25 protein-coding genes are annotated in these 21820 nt (G+C 63.7%); 6 read left to right on the plus strand and 19 right to left on the minus strand.

What is annotated here, in order from left to right; all coding sequences use genetic code 11:
• Positions 1-8: 8 nt before the first annotated feature.
• Together ACYG9Z_RS13080 and ACYG9Z_RS13085 are read right to left on the minus strand one after the other, a co-directional pair.
• Positions 9-365, minus strand: a complete 357-nt coding sequence (locus ACYG9Z_RS13080; protein WP_023698373.1) for a YciI family protein — start codon at positions 363-365, stop codon at positions 9-11.
• Positions 362-577 carry a hypothetical protein gene (locus tag ACYG9Z_RS13085; protein ID WP_023698372.1) on the minus strand — a complete coding sequence of 72 codons (216 nt, stop codon included), beginning with the start codon at positions 575-577 and terminating at the stop codon, positions 362-364. The genes ACYG9Z_RS13080 and ACYG9Z_RS13085 overlap by 4 nt, the downstream gene beginning before the upstream one ends.
• A gap of 219 nt (positions 578-796) precedes the next feature.
• Between ACYG9Z_RS13085 and ACYG9Z_RS13090 the strand changes: the two genes are divergently transcribed.
• Positions 797-1222, plus strand: a complete 426-nt coding sequence (locus tag ACYG9Z_RS13090) for an OsmC family protein (protein WP_023683888.1) — start codon at positions 797-799, stop codon at positions 1220-1222.
• Positions 1223-1431: 209 nt separating this feature from the next.
• Here ACYG9Z_RS13090 and ACYG9Z_RS13095 read toward each other — a convergent pair whose 3' ends face one another.
• From ACYG9Z_RS13095 to ACYG9Z_RS13120, 6 genes are all read right to left on the minus strand, one after another.
• A complete protein-coding gene (locus tag ACYG9Z_RS13095; RefSeq protein WP_023752699.1) occupies positions 1432-2061 on the minus strand; it encodes a YceH family protein in 630 nt (209 codons plus the stop codon).
• A 241-nt stretch (positions 2062-2302) separates the two neighbouring features.
• Positions 2303-3082 carry a succinate dehydrogenase iron-sulfur subunit gene (locus ACYG9Z_RS13100; RefSeq protein WP_023752700.1) on the minus strand — a complete coding sequence of 260 codons (780 nt, stop codon included), beginning with the start codon at positions 3080-3082 and terminating at the stop codon, positions 2303-2305.
• Positions 3083-3122: 40 nt separating this feature from the next.
• Complete coding sequence (gene sdhA, locus ACYG9Z_RS13105) at positions 3123-4952, minus strand: succinate dehydrogenase flavoprotein subunit (RefSeq protein WP_023752701.1); 1830 nt, start codon at positions 4950-4952, stop codon at positions 3123-3125.
• Between the two features lies 1 nt (position 4953).
• Positions 4954-5352 carry a succinate dehydrogenase, hydrophobic membrane anchor protein gene (sdhD, locus tag ACYG9Z_RS13110; RefSeq protein ID WP_023710213.1) on the minus strand — a complete coding sequence of 133 codons (399 nt, stop codon included), beginning with the start codon at positions 5350-5352 and terminating at the stop codon, positions 4954-4956.
• Complete coding sequence (gene sdhC / locus ACYG9Z_RS13115; protein WP_023683884.1) at positions 5352-5771, minus strand: succinate dehydrogenase, cytochrome b556 subunit; 420 nt, start codon at positions 5769-5771, stop codon at positions 5352-5354. Before sdhC ends, sdhD begins: the two co-directional genes overlap by 1 nt.
• 240 nt (positions 5772-6011) lie before the next feature.
• Positions 6012-6482, minus strand: coding sequence for a hypothetical protein (locus ACYG9Z_RS13120; RefSeq protein WP_023687710.1), 471 nt, complete (start codon positions 6480-6482; stop codon positions 6012-6014).
• A 253-nt stretch (positions 6483-6735) separates the two neighbouring features.
• On the opposite strand from ACYG9Z_RS13120, the gene ACYG9Z_RS13125 reads away from it, so the two are divergent.
• The gene (locus ACYG9Z_RS13125) at positions 6736-7107 is read left to right on the plus strand and encodes a hypothetical protein (protein WP_023687709.1); all 372 of its coding nucleotides are present in this window, start codon (positions 6736-6738) and stop codon (positions 7105-7107) included.
• Between the two features lie 37 nt (positions 7108-7144).
• On the opposite strand, the gene ACYG9Z_RS13130 is transcribed toward ACYG9Z_RS13125, so the two are convergent.
• A complete protein-coding gene (locus ACYG9Z_RS13130; RefSeq protein WP_023752702.1) occupies positions 7145-8341 on the minus strand; it encodes a GGDEF domain-containing protein in 1197 nt (398 codons plus the stop codon).
• Between the two features lie 163 nt (positions 8342-8504).
• On the opposite strand from ACYG9Z_RS13130, the gene ACYG9Z_RS13135 reads away from it, so the two are divergent.
• Complete coding sequence (locus tag ACYG9Z_RS13135) at positions 8505-8816, plus strand: hypothetical protein (RefSeq protein ID WP_023670517.1); 312 nt, start codon at positions 8505-8507, stop codon at positions 8814-8816.
• Between the two features lie 95 nt (positions 8817-8911).
• On the opposite strand, the gene leuC is transcribed toward ACYG9Z_RS13135, so the two are convergent.
• The 7 genes from leuC to rplS form a co-directional block, all read right to left on the minus strand.
• Positions 8912-10321: a 3-isopropylmalate dehydratase large subunit gene (gene leuC / locus ACYG9Z_RS13140; protein ID WP_023752703.1), complete on the minus strand. Its 1410-nt coding sequence runs from the start codon at positions 10319-10321 to the stop codon at positions 8912-8914.
• Positions 10322-10599: 278 nt separating this feature from the next.
• Complete coding sequence (locus ACYG9Z_RS13145; protein ID WP_023710215.1) at positions 10600-11235, minus strand: class I SAM-dependent DNA methyltransferase; 636 nt, start codon at positions 11233-11235, stop codon at positions 10600-10602.
• A 58-nt stretch (positions 11236-11293) separates the two neighbouring features.
• The gene (locus ACYG9Z_RS13150) at positions 11294-12100 is read right to left on the minus strand and encodes an amino acid ABC transporter permease (RefSeq protein ID WP_023683878.1); all 807 of its coding nucleotides are present in this window, start codon (positions 12098-12100) and stop codon (positions 11294-11296) included.
• Between the two features lie 242 nt (positions 12101-12342).
• Complete coding sequence (locus tag ACYG9Z_RS13155) at positions 12343-13143, minus strand: transporter substrate-binding domain-containing protein (RefSeq protein WP_023726051.1); 801 nt, start codon at positions 13141-13143, stop codon at positions 12343-12345.
• Between the two features lie 237 nt (positions 13144-13380).
• Positions 13381-13878 carry a MarR family winged helix-turn-helix transcriptional regulator gene (locus tag ACYG9Z_RS13160; protein ID WP_023726050.1) on the minus strand — a complete coding sequence of 166 codons (498 nt, stop codon included), beginning with the start codon at positions 13876-13878 and terminating at the stop codon, positions 13381-13383.
• Positions 13875-14303 (minus strand): organic hydroperoxide resistance protein, encoded by a 429-nt coding sequence (locus tag ACYG9Z_RS13165; RefSeq protein WP_023694503.1) that lies wholly within the window; start codon positions 14301-14303, stop codon positions 13875-13877. The genes ACYG9Z_RS13160 and ACYG9Z_RS13165 overlap by 4 nt, the downstream gene beginning before the upstream one ends.
• Positions 14304-14457: 154 nt before the next feature.
• Positions 14458-15018 carry a 50S ribosomal protein L19 gene (rplS, locus tag ACYG9Z_RS13170; protein ID WP_023726049.1) on the minus strand — a complete coding sequence of 187 codons (561 nt, stop codon included), beginning with the start codon at positions 15016-15018 and terminating at the stop codon, positions 14458-14460.
• A gap of 326 nt (positions 15019-15344) precedes the next feature.
• On the opposite strand from rplS, the gene ACYG9Z_RS13175 reads away from it, so the two are divergent.
• On the plus strand, positions 15345-16097 hold the full coding sequence (locus ACYG9Z_RS13175) for a sulfite exporter TauE/SafE family protein (RefSeq protein ID WP_023752706.1): 753 nt from the start codon (positions 15345-15347) through the stop codon (positions 16095-16097).
• On the opposite strand, the gene trmD is transcribed toward ACYG9Z_RS13175, so the two are convergent.
• Both trmD and rimM read right to left on the minus strand, forming a co-directional pair.
• Positions 16079-16777 (minus strand): tRNA (guanosine(37)-N1)-methyltransferase TrmD, encoded by a 699-nt coding sequence (gene trmD / locus ACYG9Z_RS13180; RefSeq protein ID WP_023726048.1) that lies wholly within the window; start codon positions 16775-16777, stop codon positions 16079-16081. The genes ACYG9Z_RS13175 and trmD overlap by 19 nt on opposite strands.
• Positions 16774-17373: a ribosome maturation factor RimM gene (rimM, locus tag ACYG9Z_RS13185; RefSeq protein WP_023715860.1), complete on the minus strand. Its 600-nt coding sequence runs from the start codon at positions 17371-17373 to the stop codon at positions 16774-16776. Before rimM ends, trmD begins: the two co-directional genes overlap by 4 nt.
• 118 nt (positions 17374-17491) lie before the next feature.
• Between rimM and ACYG9Z_RS13190 the strand changes: the two genes are divergently transcribed.
• Together ACYG9Z_RS13190 and ACYG9Z_RS13195 are read left to right on the plus strand one after the other, a co-directional pair.
• On the plus strand, positions 17492-18430 hold the full coding sequence (locus ACYG9Z_RS13190) for a tyrosine recombinase XerC (protein ID WP_023747380.1): 939 nt from the start codon (positions 17492-17494) through the stop codon (positions 18428-18430).
• 73 nt (positions 18431-18503) lie between these two features.
• Entirely contained in the window at positions 18504-19565 is a 1062-nt protein-coding gene (locus tag ACYG9Z_RS13195; protein WP_023752708.1) for a TraB/GumN family protein, read from the plus strand.
• 848 nt (positions 19566-20413) lie between these two features.
• Here ACYG9Z_RS13195 and lpdA read toward each other — a convergent pair.
• Entirely contained in the window at positions 20414-21820 is a 1407-nt protein-coding gene (gene lpdA, locus ACYG9Z_RS13200) for a dihydrolipoyl dehydrogenase (protein WP_023683872.1), read from the minus strand.

The raw sequence follows: 21820 nt of genomic DNA on the forward strand, positions 1-21820 counted from the left end.
ACCGCCGCCTATGACCCCGGCACGTCGTAGATCGCCCTGACTTCGACGGTGCCGATTTCAGCCAGCGGAATTTTGCCGGCGATCTCCAGCGCCTTGTCGAGAGTGTCGGCTTCGATCATGACGAAACCAAGCAACTGCTCCTTGGTTTCGGCAAACGGACCGTCAGTGATCAGCCGCTTGCCTTGGCGCCGCCGCACCGTCTTCGACGTCTTCACCGATTGCAGCGCCTGCGCGATGATCAGCTTGCCTTGCTGGTCCAATGACCGGTCATAGGCCATCGAATCGGCGTCGAGCTTGGCCAGACGCTCAGGCGTCATGGCATGGAGGTCCTTTTCCTCGCCGTAGACCAGACAGACATATTTCATTTCCAGCTCCCTTGCTGTGACGAACCATAGGTGATCACGGCGCCGGCGGCATCCTTGCCGGCAGCAGCGTGGTCGAGCACGCAGACCGCAATGCCGATCACGGCGACCGCAGCAAGCAGCCGGCCGAAGCCGGAAGGTCGCGAGCACTCGATCTCGTGTAGACGCGCGCTTTTGTCGGCGTCGTTCCAATGGGCAGAAAACAGATTGTTCATCTTGGATCTCCATCCGCCACGAGAATCCGTGGACGCTCGCAGGACGGCCGGCGCCGATGCAAGTCGACATTTTTGCACGCACATTTTTTCAGAAAAATTTGCAGGGCACGCCGGCGTCGCATCCGGCCGAAACAGCGCGGTGGTCTTCCCCTGCCGCCGCGCTATAGTTGGAGGGAACGCCGCGTGGCCGGCGCTGTCGCTGTAATCAAGGAGAATTCTATGGACCGTACCGCAAACGCCGTCTGGAAAGGCAATCTGAAGGAGGGCACGGGCACGCTCGACAGCCAGAGCGGCACTTTGAAAGGCACGCCCTATTCGTTCAAGGCTCGCTTCGAGGACGAGAGCGGCAAATCCGGCACCAATCCCGAAGAGTTAATCGCCGCGGCACACGCCGGATGCTACGCCATGCAGCTGTCGCATTTCCTGGCCGAGAACGGCACGCCCGCCACCGAGCTCGACGCCAAGGCGGTGGTGACGCTGGTCCCCGGCACCGGCATCACCGGCAGCGCCATCACCCTGGTCGGCAAGGTGCCAGGAATCGATGCGGCGAAGTTCAAGGAACTGGCCGAGAAGGCCAAGGCGGAGTGCCCGGTTTCGAAGGCGCTGGGGGCCATCGCAGTGTCGCTCGACGCGAAGCTGGGGTGATCCGCCGATTTTGCCCGGGGTAGCGATTCTTCGCGCCCCCCTCTGCCCTGCCGGGCATCTCCCGGGGAGATTGGAAGCTCGGTAGCTGGCACTCTTCTTTCGACGTTCGTAATTGGCGAAGGCTGGCGTGACATCTGATCTCCCCACTTGAGGGGAGATGGCCGGCAGGCCAGAGGGGGGTGCTGTCCCGCCGACGTCTCGGATAACTATTAGGCGCCCAGCGCATCAAGCCGGGCGCGAAGGGCTGCGACTTCCTGCTCCAGAGCCTCCAATCTTGCTTCCAGGTCGGAAGCAGGCAAGGCCGGCACACTCCGCTGCATCGATAACGCCGCGACGTCCACCGGTCCTGCGAGCAGATGCATAAAACGGTCCTCGCGCTGCCCCGGCCCGCGCGGTATTTCCTGGACGAGCGGTGGGCGGCGGCCGATCAGCATGTCGAGTTCAGCGCGCAGGTCTTCGATCGACGAAACCCGCGCCATGCGCTCAGCTCGCGCCAGCAGCTCATGCACCGTCTGCGGACCGCGCAGCAAAAGCAGGCCGATCACCGCGGTCTGCGGCCTCGTCAGCGAGAAGCGCTGCGCCATCTGATGCTCATAGCGCTCGACGCGCGAGCCGAACATCTGCCGCACCAGCCCCTTCTGCTCGAGCAACTTCAGCGTCCGATGCACCTCTGTCGGCTCGAGCGCCATGACAGGCTCGCGCGCCGTCTTCTGGTTGGCGGCTGCAAGTGCTGCATTCAGCGTCAGCGGATAGACATCCGGCGTCAGCTCCTTCTTCTCGATCAGGCAGCCGAGCACACGGGCTTCGACGGGATTGAGGATTGGAAGCTCTTCGCTCATTGGGTTGAGTATCCTTTCTAGCGCCGGCGAGACAGCGCCCACCTCTCTGTCCTACCGGATATCTCCCCACGCGGGGGGAGATCGGCAGCTTCGCCGACAGCGCGCCATCCTTCAACCTTGGAGATTGGCGAAAGCCGCGATGACGGCCAGTCTCCCCACCCGTGGGGGAGATGTCCGGCAGGACAGAGGGGCGCGCGAAGGATCGCCGCGTTCGAGATTGCCGCGAGCGAACTCGCCTCAACTAAACCCGCCGCTCCACCATCATCTTCTTGATCTCGGCAATCGCCTTGGCCGGGTTGAGCCCCTTCGGGCAGGTCTGGGCGCAGTTCATGATGGTGTGGCAGCGGTAGAGCCGGAACGGGTCTTCGAGATCGTCGAGCCGTTCGCCCGTGGCTTCGTCGCGGCTGTCGATCAGCCAGCGATAGGCCTGCAGCAACGTCGCCGGGCCGAGATAGCGGTCGCCGTTCCACCAATAGCTCGGGCACGAGGTCGAGCAGCAGGCGCACAGGATGCACTCGTAGAGCCCGTCGAGCTTTTCGCGATCCTCATGGCTCTGCAGCCATTCCTTGGCCGGCTCTGGCGACACTGTCTTCAGCCATGGCTGGATCGAGGCGTGCTGGGCGTAGAAATTGGTGAGGTCGGGCACCAGATCCTTGACCACCTGCATATGCGGCAGCGGGTAGACCTTGACGGCGCCGGAAATGTCGTCGCAGCCCTTGGTGCAGGCCAGCGTGTTGGAGCCATCGATGTTCATGGCGCAGGAGCCGCAAATGCCTTCGCGGCATGAGCGGCGCAAGGCAAGCGTCGGATCGATCTTGTTCTTGATCCAGAGCAGCGCATCGAGCACCATCGGCCCGCAATCGTCCATGTCGACGAAATAGGTGTCGATGCGCGGGGTCTCGTCATCGTCGGGCGACCAGCGGTAGATGCGGTATTCCCTGAGGTTGGTGGCGCCCTCCGGCTTCGGCCAGGTCTTGCCCGGCTGCACCTTGGAGTTCTTGGGAAGCGTTAGTTCGACCATTACCTCAGGTCCTTTCGGATGACGAGCTTCGGCACCATGGTCAGTACACCCTGGCCTTGGGCGCGATCTTGGCGAGGCTGATGCCGCCGTCCTTTTCCGCCACCAACGGTTCGGTGTGCACCGGACGATAGCTGAGGCTCACCTGGCCGTCCTCGCTTAGCCGGGCCAGCGTATGCTTACGCCAGACAGTGTCGTCGCGGGCCGAGAAATCTTCGCGCGCATGCGCGCCGCGGCTCTCCTTGCGCGCCTCGGCGCCGTAGACCGTGGTGATGGCGTTGGCCATCAGATTTTCCAGCTCCAGCGTCTCGACCAGGTCGGAATTCCAGATCATCGAGCGGTCGGAGACTTTCAGGTCCTTGAGCTCGGTCCATATCTGCGAAATGCGCTTGCAGCCGTTTTCGAGCGACTCCTGTGTGCGGAACACGGCGGCGTCTTCCTGCATCGCCTTCTGCATTTTCTCACGCAGAACAGCGGTTGGCGTCGACCCATTGGCGTGGCGCAGCCGGTCGAAGCGATCCATGATCTTTTCGACCGAGGCTTCGTTGGGCGAAGGGATCGCCGAATTGCGGTCGATGACCTGGCCGGCGCGGATTGCCGCGGCGCGGCCGAACACCACCAGATCGATCAGCGAATTCGAGCCCAGCCGATTGGCGCCGTGCACCGAGGCACAGCCGGCCTCGCCGACCGCCATCAGCCCGGGTGACACCCGGTCAGGATTCTCGACAGTCGGGTTCAGCACCTCGCCCCAGTAATTGGTCGGCACGCCGCCCATATTGTAGTGCACCGTCGGCAGCACGGGGATCGGCTCCTTGGTCAGGTCGACGCCGGCGAAAATCCTGGCCGATTCCGAAATGCCCGGCAGCCGCTCATGCAGCACGGCCGGATCGAGATGGTCGAGATGCAGGAAGATATGGTCCTTGTTCTTGCCGACCCCGCGGCCTTCGCGGATCTCCAGCGTCATGCAACGCGAGACGACGTCGCGCGAGGCCAGGTCCTTGGCCGACGGCGCGTAGCGCTCCATGAAGCGCTCGCCCTCGGAATTGACGAGATAGCCGCCCTCGCCGCGCGCGCCTTCGGTGATCAGGCAGCCGGCGCCGTAGATGCCGGTCGGATGAAACTGCACGAACTCCATATCCTGCAACGGGAAGCCGGCCCGTGCCGCCATGCCGCCGCCGTCGCCTGTACAGGTGTGCGCCGACGTCGCCGAGAAATAGGCGCGGCCATATCCGCCGGTCGCCAGCACCACCATTTTGGCGGAGAAGCGATGGATAGTGCCGTCGTCGAGGTTCCAGGCGACGACGCCGGTGCAGGTGCCGTCCGGTTCCATGATCAGGTCGAGCGCAAAATACTCGATGAAGAACTGTGCATTGTTCTTCAGCGACTGGCCGTAGAGCGTGTGCAGGATGGCGTGACCGGTGCGGTCGGCGGCAGCACAGGTGCGCTGCACCGGCGGGCCGTCGCCATAATTCATCATGTGTCCGCCGAACGGCCGCTGGTAGATCTTGCCCTCTTCGGTGCGCGAGAACGGCACGCCGTAATGCTCGAGCTCGTAGACCGCCGCCGGTGCCTCGCGCACCAGATATTCCATGGCGTCGACGTCGCCCAGCCAGTCCGAACCCTTGACGGTGTCGTACATGTGCCACTGCCAGGAGTCCGGACCCATGTTGGACAGCGACGCCGCAATGCCGCCTTGTGCCGCCACCGTGTGCGAGCGGGTCGGGAACACTTTGGTGATGCAGGCCGTGCGCAGGCCCTGCTCGGCCATGCCGAGCGTGGCGCGCAGGCCAGCGCCGCCGGCGCCGACGACCACCACGTCGAACTTGTGGTCGACAAAGGTATAGCCGGTGGCCGATTTCGCGTCCTTGGCCAAATCAGCCTCCGAATGCCAGTTTGAGCAGGGCGAAGATCGAGGCGACGCCGACCGCTATGGTGAAAAACGTGCTGAGTGCGATCAGCGCCAGCTTCATGCCTTCGGCATGCACGTAATCCTCGATAATGACCTGCATGCCGACACGCATATGGGTGAGACCGGAAACGAGCACCAGCGCCAACACCAGCGCCACGAACGGACTGGCGAGCGCCGCCCGCACCTCGGCGAAGCCGGCGCCATTGAGCGCGATCAGGAACCCGACGAAGAACAGTATCAGCGGGATGTTGGCAAAGGCCGTCAGCCGCTGTCGCCAGAAATGCCCGGTGCCTTCGCGGGCCGAGCCCAGACCGCGGACCTTGGCCAGCGGCGTGCGCATATCGTTGTTGTTCGTGCCGCTCATCACAAGGTTCCCCGCGCCATGTAGCCGGCGACCCAGATCAGCAGCGTGAGCAGGATGGAACCGGCGAGGGTCGCCCAGGCGATCTTCGATGCCGTGTGTTTCTCCAGCCCGGCGCCGGTGTCCCAGACGAGGTGGCGCACGCCGCCCAGCATGTGGTGCATCAGCGCCCAGGTGTAGCCGAACAGGATGAGCCGGCCGAGCCAGGTGCCGAAGGCCCAGTTGATCCAATCGAAAGCGCCTTGCGAACTCGCCGCCGCCATCAGCCACGCGGCGACCAGCAGCGTGCCGAAATACAGCGCCCCGCCAGTGATGCGGTGAATGATCGACATCGTCATGGTGATCGGTGGGCGGTAAATCGTCAGGTGCGGCGAGAGCGGCCGTTCACGTCTGGCGGTTCGGGTGGCTGGTGATTTGCTCATGGCTGCCCCAGTTCGATGTCCGGAGCCGCGGTGGAAAGCGGCACTCACCGCCTCGATATATGACTTCAGACAGCCGGTTTCTAATGCTCTTTTTGCACCGCGTCAAAGCCGGAAAATCGTTTTGAAAACGTCATTTAGTCTGACAAAAGGCTGCTGTTTCGCTTCAATCGATTTGGCCGCCGTCGAAAGCCGGCGCACCGTTCGCTGCAGTGCGGCATTTCCTTTGCAATCGACGCCAGGCTATCGTTTGCAGGTCTGTGGTGTCGAGCCCCTCTTCATCACCAGCGCCTCGCGCGCGTCGATCACGATTGCGTCATGCGACGCGGCTTCCTGGTAGCGGCTGGACTGGTTGGCGGGTGATGCGGCAAACTCCTCGGTCGTGCCGTCGGGCCTGACAACACGCAACGCCGTGCCGAGGTTCTGGATGGTGATCATGCCGCCATTGCCGCATCTGTAAGTTGCCGTGCCGACAGCAGACCGCGGCGCGGTAAGATCGGTGACGATCTTGGCTGAAGGTGCGGCAGGTGCTGTCGGAGCCGTTGCGGAAGCCGGGGGCGCCACAGGTGCGGCGGACTGCTGAGCCGGCGCGGGCGCGACAGTGGGTGGTACGGTATTCACCGCCGTCGGCGCGCCGTTCTGCGGCACGCAGGCTGCGGCAGTCAGCAAAGGGATCGACAACAGCGTCACCCGAAACGTCCGGCGTAACGCCATATGCTGTCCTCCTGCGCGGCTAACTAGCCGCGATGTTCCACCAAGATCAAGCTCACCCGACGTCAGCGTAGTTGTGTGCGTCGCGGCCGATGGTGCGGGCAAGCATGGCCGAATGATGACGCCCGGGTTTTCCATCCCGTCGGATATTAACCATGTTTGGCGAGAGATCGCCGCCGGATGCGCCTGCCCTCTTAACAAAGGTTAAGAAAAGGTTAATTTCCGATTCGATCGGGTCCACAGCAGAGAGGACACCATGCTTTCGAATTCAGGAAGAGCGCGCCTTGCGGCGCTTGTGCTGGCGACAGCCAGTCTCGGCTTCGCCGCCCCGGCAATGGCCTGGTCGCGCCATCATGACCGCGTCTATGCCGATTCCCTGGGCAATCTCGTCATCGACAGCGCCGCCGGCTACAAGCGCATCATTGTCGGCCAAGGCAGGCTGGCCAAGAAATTGTCCGACTACACCAGCGCCGGGCAGCCGGAAGCGGAACCGGAAGTCCTTTATGAAGACGAGGCGGATCACATCTCCAGGCGTGGCTGCTACCAGCCGCCGGTGTTCGTGAAGGGCCGCTCCTATATGTACGGCCTCTCCGATGGCGAAATGCCCAACCTCAGCCCTTGCCGCTGATGATCCGGCACGGCCGAGAGGCCGTTTAAGCGAGACGCTAACCGACGCTGCCTGTATCCGGGACGAACACCGTTTCCGCCCGCTCATAGGACAATCGCACACTGTCGCGGCCGTTCTTCTTGGCCTTGTAGAGCGCTTCGTCGGCGCGCCGCATCAGCGGCTCCAGCCCTTCGTCGCCGGTGCGTGCCGCGACGCCGAAGCTCGCGGTCACCCTGGTGCCCGGCGGCAACCCGTCGACACTGCCGGCCGAATAGTGCGTGCGCACGGCTTCGGCAAACAGCCGCGCCGTGGCAAGATCGCTCAGCGACAGAAGCACGGCGAACTCCTCGCCGCCGATGCGGCCGGCAACCGCACGCGTGCCGGCGGCCGCGCGAAGCTTGGCGGCGAAGTCGGCGATCACCTGGTCGCCCGCGGCATGCCCGTATTTGTCGTTGAGCGCCTTGAAGTGATCGAGATCGGCCAGCACCAGCGCGACCGGCACCTTGGTAACAGCGCAATGCTGCAGCACCAGCAAGGCGCGCTCCTCGAAACCCCTGCGGTTGAGCAGGCCAGACAGCGGATCGGTGTGCGTCTCGGTCTTCAGCGCCTTCATCACGTCGAGCGCAGCTGCCGAGAACAGGCAGAGCGCGATCAGCAACGACAGCAGCGCGTGCGTCAAAAGCGCCGTCGTCCAGTAGGACGAGCCATAAAACCCGTCATAGCTGGTGAACGGCCCGTGCGAGATGACGACGAGCAGCGTGCGGCCGATGAAGTTCAGCCCGGACAGCAGCGACAGTACGAACAGGATTTTTTCCGTCGGGCCGTTCTTGCGCACGGCGCGCAGCTCGGCGGCGACCAGCAGGCTGAGGCCGCCAAAGCCGAAATTGATCGACAGGATGCGCCAAGTTAAGTCCGGCTGGACGAACAGGAACCAGCAGAATGCGACCATCCCGCCACCCGCCAGAATGCCGATCGCGATATAGGGCACGCGCCTGCCGTAGCGCGAGATGATCGCACCGACGAGGCAGCAGGCGGCGAGCGTGAAGCAGAGGTTGGAGACCAGCTTGGTCAGCACGATGCCGCCGGGCAGCGTGAAATACTGCAGCAGGAAGCCGGGCCCGGACACGCAATAGCTCGTGCCGAGCACAGCCAGATAGGGCCGGTGGCGCTGGTAGAACCACAGCACGAGGAACGCCGCGCCGAGCGCCAGCGCGATCGTCGGATTGAGCAGCGCTATGAACAGGCCGGTGTCCAAAGGACGGTGACTTCCCCGCTTGACGTCAGGGAAGACCTTAGAGCGCAAGCCCCAACAAGCGGTTAAGCCGGGACGAATATGCAAGTCGCCACTCATGAAGCTGCTGCACGGAACCGGGACCTGAGGCAGGCGTTTCGTGACAGCAATCAAGGAGAAGTTATTCATGGCCGACACGATCACGCTGACCGACCACGAAGCAATTCGCTCATGGGCCGCAGGGCGCGCCGGATTTCCGGCGATCGTCGATGTATCGCCCGAAACCGGAACGCAGCCGTTGCTGAGGCTCGTCTTCGGCCAGCACGCCTATCAGGACCAGGATCAACCTGAACGCCCGGTCAACGCAGGCGGCTACGAGCTGGTCGAATGGGACGAGTGGTTCAAGATCTTCGACGAGCGCGAACTGGCGCTGGTGGTCGCGGCCGACGAACCCGGCAGCCGGGAGGAATTTCATGAAATCATCCGGCGTGCCGGCTAGGGCATAATACCCCAAGGGTCTTAGAGCGGTGCGCTTTAAACAAAACCCCGAACGGTTTTGCCGTTCGGGGTAGATCAGGCTTGAACCAGTCTGCGCTATTTCCAGTCGCGGATGTCGACGAAATGGCCGGCGATCGCCGCCGCCGCCGCCATGGCTGGCGACACCAGATGGGTGCGGCCCTTGAAGCCCTGCCGGCCTTCGAAATTGCGGTTCGAGGTCGAGGCGCAGCGCTCATGCGGCTTCAGCCGGTCGTCGTTCATGGCCAGGCACATCGAGCAGCCCGGCTCGCGCCAGTCGAAACCGGCGGCAATGAAGATCTTGTCGAGACCCTCGGCCTCCGCCTGTTCCTTGACCAGACCGGAGCCCGGCACGATCATCGCATCGACATGCGCACTCACCGTCTTGCCTTCGACCACCTTGGCCACCGCACGCAGATCCTCGATGCGGCCATTGGTGCAGGAGCCGATGAAGACGCGGTCGAGCGTGATGTCGGTGATCTTCGTGCCCGGCGTCAGCCCCATATAGTCGAGCGCGCGGATCTTTGACGTCCGCTTGTTCTCGTCCGTGATCTCTTCCGGATTGGGAACGACGCCCTGCACCGAAACGACGTCCTCGGGCGAGGAACCCCAGGAGACGATCGGCGGCAGCTTGGCCGCGTCGAGCACGATCACCTTGTCGAAATGCGCGCCCTCGTCGGACTGCAGCGTCTTCCAGTATTCGAGCGCGGCGTCCCACGACGCGCCCTTCGGCGCGCGCGGCTTGCCCTTGACATAGGCGAAGGTGGTTTCGTCGGCCGCGATCAGGCCGGCGCGCGCGCCGCCCTCGATCGACATGTTGCAGATCGTCATGCGGCCTTCCATCGACAGCGCGCGGATCGCCTCACCGGCATATTCGATGACATAGCCGGTGCCGCCGGCGGTGCCGATCTCGCCGATGATGGCGAGGATAATGTCCTTGGCGGTGACGCCTTCCGGCAACTGGCCATCGACGCGCACCAGCATGTTCTTGGCCTTGCGTTGGATCAGCGTCTGCGTCGCCAGCACATGCTCGACCTCGGAGGTGCCGATGCCATGCGCCAATGCGCCGAAGGCGCCATGCGTCGAGGTGTGGCTGTCGCCGCAGACGATCGTCATGCCAGGCAGCGTGAAGCCCTGCTCCGGCCCGATGATGTGGACGATGCCCTGGCGGATATCGTTCTCGGAATAATATTCGACGCCGAAATCCCTAGCGTTCCTGGCCAGCGCCTCGACCTGGATGCGGCTTTCCTCGTTCTTGATGCCGAATTTGCGCTCCGGCGAGGTCGAGACATTATGATCGACCACGGCCAGCGTCTTTTCCGGATGCCGGACTTTTCTGCCGGTCATGCGCAGACCTTCGAAGGCCTGCGGGCTGGTCACTTCATGGACGAGATGGCGGTCGATGTAGAGCAGACAGGTGCCATCATCCTGGCGATCGACGACATGGTCGTCGAAAATCTTGTCGTAGAGGGTGCGCGGTGCGCTCATGTGCGTAAATCCGTCGATTTGCAAAAAGGGGAAGGGCAGACGCGCCGAAGCCTTCGGCCCGGCGAAAGCGGCTTAGCTAAGTCGGCTGGTGAGCGCGCCGGAAATGCGCGAAGAGAAACGCGACGGCAGGCGTTTTCGGTCCTGCAGCACGAAACCCTTATAGGCCGGATCGCCAAAAAGCTCTTCCATGGCGTGGCTCATACCAATGTTTTCGGTTTTCGGCAATTGCGGCGTGTTTTCGCTTCTCCCCTTGTGAGAGAAGGCGAAGAGGGCGGCGCTCAAAGCACCTCGAACACAAAAGTCTTTACCAACGCATCCGGCTCGGCGATCGCATAGCAGCGGAACCATGGGCTTTGCTCGACCGGCTGCCATTTCCCGGCCCGTTCCAGCCCGTCGAACACGTCCTGGAAGCCGCCGCTTTCGAAAACCTGGTCGCGCACGGTGAAGATGGCGTGGCCGCCTTTCCTGGTGATGCGGACAAGCTCGTGCAGGCCGGACGCCGGCGCATGGCCGATGGTGAACACGCCAGTCGAGAAGAAGGCGCGGAAATGCCCGTCCGGCCAGGGTAGCGGCCCGCCGAGCATGGCCTGCTTCAGATCGCCATAGGCATTGCGGCTGCCGGCGATCTTCAGCATGTCGTCGGAGAGGTCGAGGCCGGCAATGTCGTGATAACCCAGCGCCTTCAATGACGGGCCTGACAGGCCGGTGCCGCAGCCGGCGTCGAGCAGCGGGCCTTCACCCACCTTCACATGGCGCGCCACCCAGGCGGTGATCAGGAACGGCAGCAGATAGCCGAGCGAAGCGGTCTCGCCGTCATAGGTCGCGGCCCAGTCTGCATAGGCCTTGGCCAGCCCTTCCGGCGTATCGGCCGAATAGACGGTACCCAGCGCCGCATTGGCCTTGTCGATCGTCATCGCCTGCATCCTCCGGAATCCTGTCCTCCGCGATCGTAGCCGTGCCCGCGTCGGACTTCTATTCCTGCTGCGCCCGCCGCAGTCGTTGCTCCAGCCCCCGCAGCGCCAGCGACAGGCTGACGGTGAGGATGAGATAGATATAGGCGACGATCGAATAGGTCTCGAAGAAGCGGAACGAGCCGGCGGCGTAGATCTTGCCCATCTGCGTGATGTCGGCGACGCCGAGCACCGAGACCAGCGAGGAATCCTTGACCATGGCGACGAAGTCATTGCCGAGCGGCGGCAGGATGGTGCGGATCGCCTGTGGGAAGACGATCAGCCGGAAGCGCTGCGTGCGCGTCAGCCCGAGCGCCTTGGCAGCCTCGATCTGGCCTTTCTCGACTGACTGGATGCCGGCGCGGAAGACCTCGGAGATGAAGGCGGAATAACCGATGGTCAGCGCCATGATCGCACGCCACAACAGCGACACGTCGCGCACCAAAAGCTCGCCGAGATAGCCGGCGTTTTGCAGCGGCGCGGTCAGCGCATTCCACGCAGCCACGAAGGCCGGCGCGCCGGCGAAGGCGATCCAGAACAACAGCACCAGGATCGGCACGCCGCGGATGATCTCGACATAGAAACGAGCGATCTGCTTGAGCCAACGCGACCCCGACAACCCCATCAGCGCAATGCCGAGCCCGACGGCGGAAGCCAGCGCGAAGGCGACCACGGTGACAAGAATGGTGATGCCGATGCCTTTGGCGACGGTGGCAAAAACCTGGGCGTAGAGATCGCTGGCGGCAATGGAGAGCGCAGCGACGACGGCGAGCGCGATCGCGGCGGCAAGCCACCAGGGAAAATCGGGTTTTGAGGTTGAGGCGAGCATCAATGCCCAACGCTGGTGAACAGCTGCGCTCGCAAGATCTGCCGATCTCCCCCCTTGCGGGGGAGATGTCCGGCAGGACAGAGGGGGGTGCTGTCCCTCCAACCTGTCAAACGGTTACAGTGACAACCTTTGGCCTCTTTGGAAAAGCTCAAAACAAAAGGGAGGCGATCCTTCACACCCCCCTCTGCCCTGCCGGGCATCTCCCCCGCAAGGGGGGTCAGCGGCCGTCGCGCCAAGACGGCCTACTGCCCCATCTTGTAGTCGAGAAACCACTTCTTGTTCAGCGCCTCGATCGTGCCGTCGGCCTTCAGCGCCGCGATCGCCGCGTTGACCGGCTTCACCAGGTCCGAGCCCTTCGGGAAGATGAAGCCAAAATCCTCGGTGCCGAGCGGGCCGCCGATCAGCTTGAGCTTGCCGCCGGAGGCATCGACATAGCCTTTGCCGGCGGTGCCGTCGGTCAGGACGACATCGACGTCGCCGGATTTCAGTGCCTGCACCGAAGCGCCGAAGGTCTCGAACTGCTTGATGCGCGGGTTCTGCTCATTGCCGTCGAGCACGCTGTAGACGGCGGTGTAGAACGGCGTCGTTCCGGCCTGCGCGCCGATCAACCCGTCCTTGAAGGCGGCGAAGGTCTTGGCGTCGGTGAAGCGGCTTTCATCGGCGCGCACCAGCATGAACTGCTCCGAACGCATATAGGGGTCGGAGAAATCGACCTTCTCCTTTCGGTCGTCCTTGATGGTGATGCCGGTCATGCCAATGTTGTACTGGTTGTCGGAAACCGCCTGGATCATCGCGTCCCAGGAGGTGTTCTGGTACTCCACCTCGAAGTTCAGCCGCTTGGCGATTTCGTCCATCGCGTCATACTCCCAGCCGATCTGCTTGCCGGTCTTGGCGTCGATGAACTGCAGCGGCGGATAGGCGTTTTCCGTCACCACCACGACCTTCTTGCCGCCGAGATCGGGCAGCGCATCGGCCGCCCATGCAGCGACGGGCGCGAGGAAACAGGCCGCGAGGGCGGCCAGCAGCAGCTTCGATTTGGTCATGACACGCTCCAGGATGAGAAGCCCGCTTGCAGCCGGGCTCGCATGAAAATCCAGGCGCGACTTTAGCCGTCCGCAGACGGCTTGCAAGCCGGTCCGGTGCTCAGCGTCCGGTGAAAGCGGATTCCAATGCCTTCAACCAACGCGGTTTTAGAACGCCCCGTGGTCGGAATTTATTCCGTGATTGCGCCGCCGGCAAACCAGGCCCCTCCTGGACACGGGAACCCGTCAGATGACGGATCAGGATGGTGACGTAGCCTCACGCAGCTTGGCGACAAATCCGGTCAAGGTCCGGTGCAGCGACTTCAGCTCCTCGACTTCCAGCGGCATGGCGCAGGCAAGGCCTGCGGATACGTCCTTGATGCGGGCGCGCAGCGCCTGGCCCTTGGCAGTCGGTTCGACCAGCACGCGGCGCTCGTCGGCTGGATCGCGACGGCGGGTGACGAGACCAGCCGCTTCCATCCGCTTGAGCAGAGGCGTCAATGTCGCCGAATCCAGCCCCAGCGCCTCGCCGAGTTCGCCGACCGTGCTCGGCGCACGCTGCCACAGCGCCAGCATCGCCAGATATTGCGGATAGGTCAGGCCGAGCGGGTCAAGCAGCGGCCGATAGAGCTTGGTCATCAGCCCGCTCGCCGAATAGAGCGCGAAGCAGAGCTGCTGGTCGAGGCGCGGAACGGCGATCCTCCCGGCGGTGTCCGCCGGGACTTCGCTGGCCCTGGTTTCGGTCTTCGTCGTCATGCTGCCTTTGCCGGAAGCGCCACGGTCGAAAGCGCCACCTCGATATTGCCTTTGATCGCATTGGAATAGGGGCAAATCTGATGCGCTGCCGATACAAGCGCTTCCGCCGCCGCCTGATCAAGGCCTTTGGTCTCCGCGGCCAGTGCGACACCAAGTTTGAAGCCTTCACCATTGGGAAGCAGGCTGACGGTGGCGCTCACCGCCGCATCGTCCAGCGGCAGCTTCTGCTTGCGCGCGACGAAGCGGATGGCGCTTTCGAAGCAGGCGGCATAGCCGACCGCGAACAGCTGCTCGGGATTGGTGGCGCCACCCTGTCCGCCGAGCTCCTTCGGCAAAGCGAGGTCGACCTTCAGCAGGCCGTCGCTGGTCTCGCCGTGGCCGGCGCGGCCGCCGGTGACGCGAGCCTGTGTGGTGTAGAGTGCCATGTCAGTTCTCCATTTTATTTGTTACACTATCATTTAGTGTACAAGATAATTCGAGTCAACAGCCATGGCCAAACTCTCGGCCGGCAATCGTTCACAGTCTGGTGAAACGAAAAAAGGCGGCCGAAGCCGCCTTTTCAAAATCCTTGGACCAGGTTTATTCGGCCGGGGTCGCTTCCGCCGCCTTTGCAGCCTCGTCGGCGGCCTTGGCGGCTTCGTCGACGGCCTTCTTCTCGGCGGCTTCCTGCGCGGCCTTCTCGGCTGCCAGCGCCTGCACGGCGGCGACCTTCTCGGCCTCGATGCGGGCCTTCTCAGCGTTCAGCGCGTCGCGCTCCTCATCGTTCAGCTTGCGGGCGCGCACGCCGGTGTTTTCCGAAATACGGGCCGACTTGCCGCGACGGTCGCGCAAATAATAGAGCTTGGCGCGGCGCACCTTGCCGCGGCGCACGATCTCGACGCCTTCGACCATCGGCGAGTAGACCGGGAAAACGCGCTCGACGCCTTCGCCGTAGGAGATCTTGCGGACGGTGAAATTTTCCTGGAAGCCGGCGCCGGCGCGGGCGATGACGACGCCCTCATAGGCCTGGACGCGGGTGCGGGTGCCTTCGGTCACGCGGACCTGGACGCGCACGGTGTCGCCGGGCTGAAATTCGGGAAGCTTGCGCTTGGCTTCGATCTTGGCGGCCTGTTCGGCCTCGAGCTGACGGATGATATCCATCTCAATAGTCCACTTCTTGTTCTTCCGACAGTCAGAGCGTCCGACACTCGCCTTGCAGTTCCATTGACCGCTCGGCTATGCCCTTTGTCCCCGAGACATCTTGTCTTCGAAACATTGGGCAGGGGCGACTACACCGTCATTGTTGACGGGTCCGGGAGATTTTTCTCGCCAGTACGGGCGGGCACATACAGCTATTTCACTGACTTGTCACGCCTTGGCCCTGTCTTTTTTGGTCGCATGCCACCACGCAATCGTCCAGTGCAGGGTTGCGCCGGCCCTTCAAGCTTCCTAATCCGGGAGCAGCACACTTGTCCGGCGGCCTCACAATGTCTGTTTTCGACGCAGTCCTGCTCTTCCTCGCGGGTTTTCTGTCAGGCGCCGTCAACGCGGTTGCCGGCGGCGGCACCTTCATAACCTTCGGCGTCATGACGCTGGCCGGCCTGCCGCCGATCGTCGCCAACGCCACGTCCTCGGTAACGCAGTTTCCCGGTTACATCACCTCGACGCTGGCTTACTGGACCGACATCAAGCATTTCTGGCGCGGCGCGCTGCTGCTTTGCCTGATCTCGGCTTTGGGCGCGCTGGCTGGTGCGCTCATCCTGCTGGCGCTCTCAAATCCGTCGTTCCGCGCCCTCGTGCCGTGGCTGCTGCTGGCCGCAACCGCCTTGTTCGCCGCCGGGCCGTGGCTGAAACCAACGCCGAAGCCTGGGCATGAAGCCACGGTCGGCTCTCTGGCCGGTTCGCTGGCGCAGTTCGCTACCGCCATCTATGGCGGCTTCTTCGGCGCCGGCATGGGCGTCATGATGCTGGCGACGCTCGGCCTGACGCAATCCGGCGACTATCACCGGCTGAACGCGCTGAAGAACATGCTGGCCGTGGTCATCGCCGCCGTTGCCATACTGGTCTTCGTTTCCGGCGGCGTTGTTGCCTGGCCTCAGGCAATCGTCATGATCCCCGGCGGCGCGCTCGGCGGCTATGCCGGCGTCTGGATCGCCAAGCGCGTGCCGCAAAACGCAGTACGCGGCTTCGTCATCGCCGTCGGCCTGTTTCTCGCCGTCTACTATTTTGCCAAGGGCTGAGCGGCGAGCAAATCCGGCCGGCGCTCCCTGGTCAGCTTCTCGGACTCGGCGCGCCGCCACGCGGCGATCTTCTTGTGATTACCGGAGACCAGCACGTCGGGGATGGGGCGGCCTTCGAACTCCTGTGGCCGCGTGTAATGCGGGTGTTCGAGCAGGCCGTTCTCGAAACTTTCTTCCTCGCCCGACACCGCATTGCCCATGACGCCGGGCAACAGCCGCACAACGGCGTCGAGCAGTACGAGCGCCGCCGGCTCGCCGCCCGACAGGATGAAATCGCCGATGGAGACCTCTTCCAGTCCACGCGCCTCGATCAGCCGCTGGTCGACGCCCTCGAACCGGCCGCAAACGATGACGGCGCCTGGCCCGCCAGCCAGTTCGCGCACGTGCGCCTGCGTCAGCGGCTTTCCACGCGGGCTCATCAGCAAACGCGGCCGCGGATCGCCCGCCGGCGACGTGTGGTCGATCGCCTTGGCCAGCACATCGGCGCGCATCACCATGCCGGCGCCACCGCCGGCCGGCGTGTCGTCGACGGTGTGATGGCGATCGCTGGCGAAGTCGCGGATCTGGATAGCTTCCAGCGACCATGTCCCGACTTCGAGCGCCCGTCCGGCCAGCGACAGGCCTAGCCCGCCCGGAAACATCTCGGGATAGAGCGTCAGCACCGAAGCCTTGAACGTCACCGGTTGCCTCCGGCTTCGCGCGGCCCGCGCGGTCGGCCCTTCGCGTCGAAATCTTCTTCGCGCGGCGCGTCGCCATCCTCATCCTCGACAAGGCCGGCGGCTGCCGGGTCGACGCGGAGAAAACCTTCGGCGATCGAAACCTGAGGCACGGCGGCCTGGGTGAACGGGATCAGCACGCCTTTGCGCCCGCCGAGGGTAACGTCGAGAATGTCGCCGCCGCCGAAATTATGCACCGCCACCACCTTGCCGATGACCGCGCCCTTATCGTCGCGGACTTCAAGTCCGACGAGATCGGCGTGGTAGAATTCGTCCTCCTCGCCATCGTCGGGCAGCATCGAGCGGTCGACGAACAGCTCGGTTCCGGCCAGCGCCTCGGCGGCATTGCGATCGGCAATGCCCTTGAAGCGCACCACCACGACGGTGTTGGCGGGCCTGATGTCGATGATCTGGAAGGCGCGGCCGTCCTTGGCATAGAGCGGCCCATAATCGGCCAGCGCCATCGGCTCGCCAGTGAAAGTCTTCACCCGCAATTCGCCCTTGATGCCGTGGGCGGCGCCGATCACGGCCATTTGCACGGGGTTCTGGGGCTTCGACATGGCTGATATCCTTTGCCCTGCTCTAACGCCCTACCGGCGTCATTTCAATGATCGCCCGTGGCCATTTCAATGACAGGTTCTTCACCGCTTCCTAACCCGGCTGCCTGACAATGGCGGCATGCAGGAATTTCTCATCCCGGCAAAACCCGACCTCCAGGCAGCGCGCGAAAGCTGGCTGAAGATGCTGGCGCGCGAGCGCCGGCTGGCGCCGGCGACCGTCGAAGCCTATGAGCGCGACACGCGCCAGTTCCTGCATTTCCTCACAGGGCATTGCGGCGGCTCGCCTGGTCTTTCCGACATCGCCACTCTGCGCCCGGCCGATCTGCGCGGCTTTCTTGCCGCGCGGCGCAACGCCGGCGCCGGCGCCCGCACGCTCGGACGCGGCCTCGCCGGCATCCGCTCGCTGCTGCGCTTCCTCGAACGGCGCGGCCTCGCCAACGCCGCGGGTGCAGCAGCTTTGCGCGCGCCGCGCCAGCCGAAATCGCTGCCCAAGCCGCTGACCGCCAGCGATGCCAAACATGTCGTGTCGGTGGAAGGCCAGCTGGCTGAAGAGCCCTGGATCGCCGCCCGCAACGCCGCCGTGCTGACGCTGCTTTATGGATCGGGCCTGCGCATTTCCGAAGCGCTGGGCCTCAGCGCCGCCGACCTGGCATCGGAAGCCGACACCGTGCTGCGCGTCACCGGCAAGGGTGGCAAGACACGGCTGGTGCCGGTGCTGCCGGTGGCGCTCAGGGCAATCGCCGAATACCGAAAACTGTGTCCCTACCATCTCGATCCCAAGGGCCTGCTGTTTCGCGGCGCCCGCGGCGGGCCGCTCAACCCGGCCATCGTCCAGCGCGACATGGCCAGGCTGCGCTCGGCGTTGAACCTGCCCGACACCGCGACGCCGCACGCGTTGCGCCATTCCTTCGCCACCCATCTGCTCGGGCGCGGCGGCGACCTGCGCACCATCCAGGAACTGCTCGGCCACGCCAGCCTGTCGACGACGCAGGTCTATACCGGCGTCGACACGGCAAGGCTGCTCGAGATCTACGAATCTGCCCATCCCCGCGCGTGACACTGTATAAGTCCAGGACAATTTCCCCACGCCGGTTAACCGTTTCGCCGCTTTTCAGTCCTAGAACCGCACCATGAAACGCGCCCTTGCCATCGCCGACCGCGCCGCCCTTGTGTCGCTGAAGCTGCTCGTCGCGCTCAACGCCCTGTTTTTCCTGTCTTTCCTCATCGTGCTGCTGCTTGCCATGGGCAGGGCGCATGCCGAAGCCCCGGCCTGCGCCGGCGCCGATCTGCTGTCGGCCCTGCAGAAGGAAGACCCCGCCACCTATTCCAGGATCGAGACGGAAGCAGCAGCGACGCTGAACGGCAAGGGCCTGTTGTGGAAGCTGGAGAAATCAGGCGAAAAGCCATCCTTCCTGTTCGGCACCATGCACATGACCGACCCGCGCGTGACCACTCTGCCGCCGGCAGCCAGGAAAGCCTATGGCGCTGCCGGCACCATCATCATCGAGACCACCGACGTGCTCGACAAGCAGAAGATGATGGAGGCCATGCTCAAGGAACCCGAGCTGATGATGTTCACCGACAACACGACGTTGTCGTCGCTGTTGTCGCCGGAGGATGCGGCGGTGGTGAACAAAGGGCTCGATGCGCGCGGCATTCCGCCGGCGAGCGTCTCCAAGATGAAGCCGTGGCTGCTGTCGGCCATGGTCGCGCTGCCGGTCTGTGAGGTCGCCCGTCAGGCAGGCGGCGCACCGGTTCTCGACGTCAAGCTGGCGCAGGACGCCAAGGCTAATGGCAAGCCGGTGGAAGGGTTGGAGACCGCAGCCAGCCAGCTGCGCGCCATGGCCTCGCTGCCGCTTGCGTTCCACATCAAGGGGCTGGTCGAGACCCTGAAGCTCGGCGACAAGATAAACGACATCAACGAAACCATGATCGTGCTTTACCAGCGCGGCGACACCGGCACCTTCTGGCCGCTGTTGCGTTCGATCTCGCCCGACGAAGACGACGCAGGTTACGCCGAATTCGACCGGACGATGATCACCGGCCGCAACAAGGTCATGGCCGACCATGCCGCACCGATCCTGGCCAAGGGCAATGCCTTCATGGCCGTCGGCGCCATGCATCTTCCCGGCCCCGAAGGCCTGGTCGAGGATTTTCGCAAGGCCGGCTATACCGTCACCGCCGTCGACTGAGCAGCGCCCGTCTTGAATGCCGAATCACGTAAGCCCGGCTCTGTGCGGTGCGCAACTGATTCGCAAAGCGGAGGCGGTTGGCCCTATTTTTGGCGGAAAAGGCCAGCTAAGCTCGTTCTACCTCTTTCGTGATTGATTTTGCGGGGGAAATACAGGCCAACAAGCGGTTGCGAATCAGAATTTTCCTGCGTTCGTCAATTTGAAGGCCTAGTATGAACCCGTTCAACGGTTGCGCGTTGAGGGGTGTTGATTGATGCTTTTCATCCACGGAGGACACTTTTATGGCGAACCCTAACGATCCAGCGCCCAGGTCGGGTGGTGGCAGCGGCTGGCTGATTGCGCTGGTCGTCGTCATCCTTGCGATTGTCGCGTACTATGTTTTCGGCAGAAGCGGCGAACATCCTGCGCCCGCAGAGCCGCCGGCAGCCAGCACACCGGCGCCCGCACCTGCACCGGCTGAGCCGATGAAGCCCGCCGAACCGGCTCCCGCACCAGCCCCTGCGCCCGCACCGGCTCCTGCGCCAGCCCCGGCGCCCGCGCCTGCTCCGGCGCCGAGCCCGTAATCTGGCCAACTGATCTGGCATCTTGCTTCCAACCCAAGAACGGCCCGCTGAAAAGCGGGCCGTTTTGTTTGGGGCACCTATCGGCGAGCGTCGCGATTCTTCACCGCCCCTCTGTGCTGCCGGACATCTCTCCTCAAGGGGGAGATCGGCTGTCTCACGAACAGCCCAGGTTAGAAACGTGAGAAACTTGAAGGCTCGCGACGCGGCGGTGAAGTCCAATCTCCCCCGTTGAGGGGGAGATGGCCGGCAGGCCAGAGGGGGGGGTGCTGTCCCTCCAGCGTTTCCTTAAATATGGATCGGCTTGAAGAACGTCGCCAGCGCCGCTTCCTTGACCGCTTCCGACATCGTCGGATGCGCGTGGCAGGTGCGGGCGAGGTCTTCCGAGGAGCCGCCGAACTCCATCAGCACCGCCGCCTCATGGATCATCTCGCCGGCGCCGAAGCCGACAATGTGGACGCCGAGCACGCGGTCGCTGGCTTTGTCGGCGAGGATTTTCACGAAGCCGTCTGTGTGCAGCATGGCGCGCGCGCGGCCGTTGGCGGTGAACGGGAATTTGCCGGTTTTGTAGTCGATGCCGGCCTTCCTCAGCTCTTCCTCTGTCTTGCCGACCGAAGCGATTTCCGGGCTGGTGTAGACGACGCTCGGAATGACGTCGTAATTCACATGGCCGGCCTGGCCGGCAATGGTCTCGGCCACCGCCACGCCTTCATCCTCGGCCTTGTGCGCCAGCATCGGCCCGGCGATGACGTCGCCAATGGCGTAGATGCCGGCCACGTTGGTCCTGAGATGCCCGTCGGTCTTGACCCGGCCGCGCTCGTCGACCTCGACGCCGGCTTCTTTCAACCCGAGGCTGTCGGAATAGGCCCGGCGTCCGGTCGAGATCAGCACCGCGTCGGCCTCGATGGTCTCGGCCGCACCACCCTTGACCGGTTCGAACGCAACGGCGGCGCCCTTTTTGGCCTTGGTCACCCCTGTCACCTTGGCGCCGAGCTTGAACTCGAAACCCTGCTTGGAAAGCAGGCGCTGGAACTGCTTGGAGACCTCGCCGTCCATGCCGCCCAGGATGGTGTCGAGGAATTCGACCACGGTGACCTTGGCGCCGAGCCGTGCCCAGACCGAGCCGAGCTCCAGACCGATGACCCCACCGCCGACCACCACCAGATGTCCCGGCACTTTCTCCAGCGACAGCGCGCCGGTCGACGATACGATCACCTTCTCGTCGATGTCGACCTTGACGCCGGGAATGCCGGCGACATCGGAGCCCGTGGCAATAACGATGTTTTTCGTCTCGATCTCCTCGACCTTGCCGTCCTCAGCCGTCACCAACACCTTGCCGGCCGCAACCACCTTCCCGGTGCCACGGAAACTATCGATCTTGTTTTTCTTGAACAGGAAGGCGACGCCATTGACGTTGGCCGAAACGGTCGCGTCCTTGTGCGCCATCATCTTCTTCAGATTGAGTTTCGGCGCCGGTATCTCGACGCCCAGCGCATCGAAGGAATGGCCGGCCTCGGCGAACATCTCCGAGGCATAAAGCAGCGCCTTGGATGGGATGCAGCCGATGTTCAGGCAGGTGCCGCCGAAAGTGGCGTTCTTCTCGACCACCGCGACCTTGAGCCCGAGCTGTGCCGCCTTGATGGCACAGACATAGCCGCCCGGTCCCGACCCTATGATAACGACATCATAAGCCAT

The organism is Mesorhizobium sp. RSR380A (assembly GCF_054719385.1).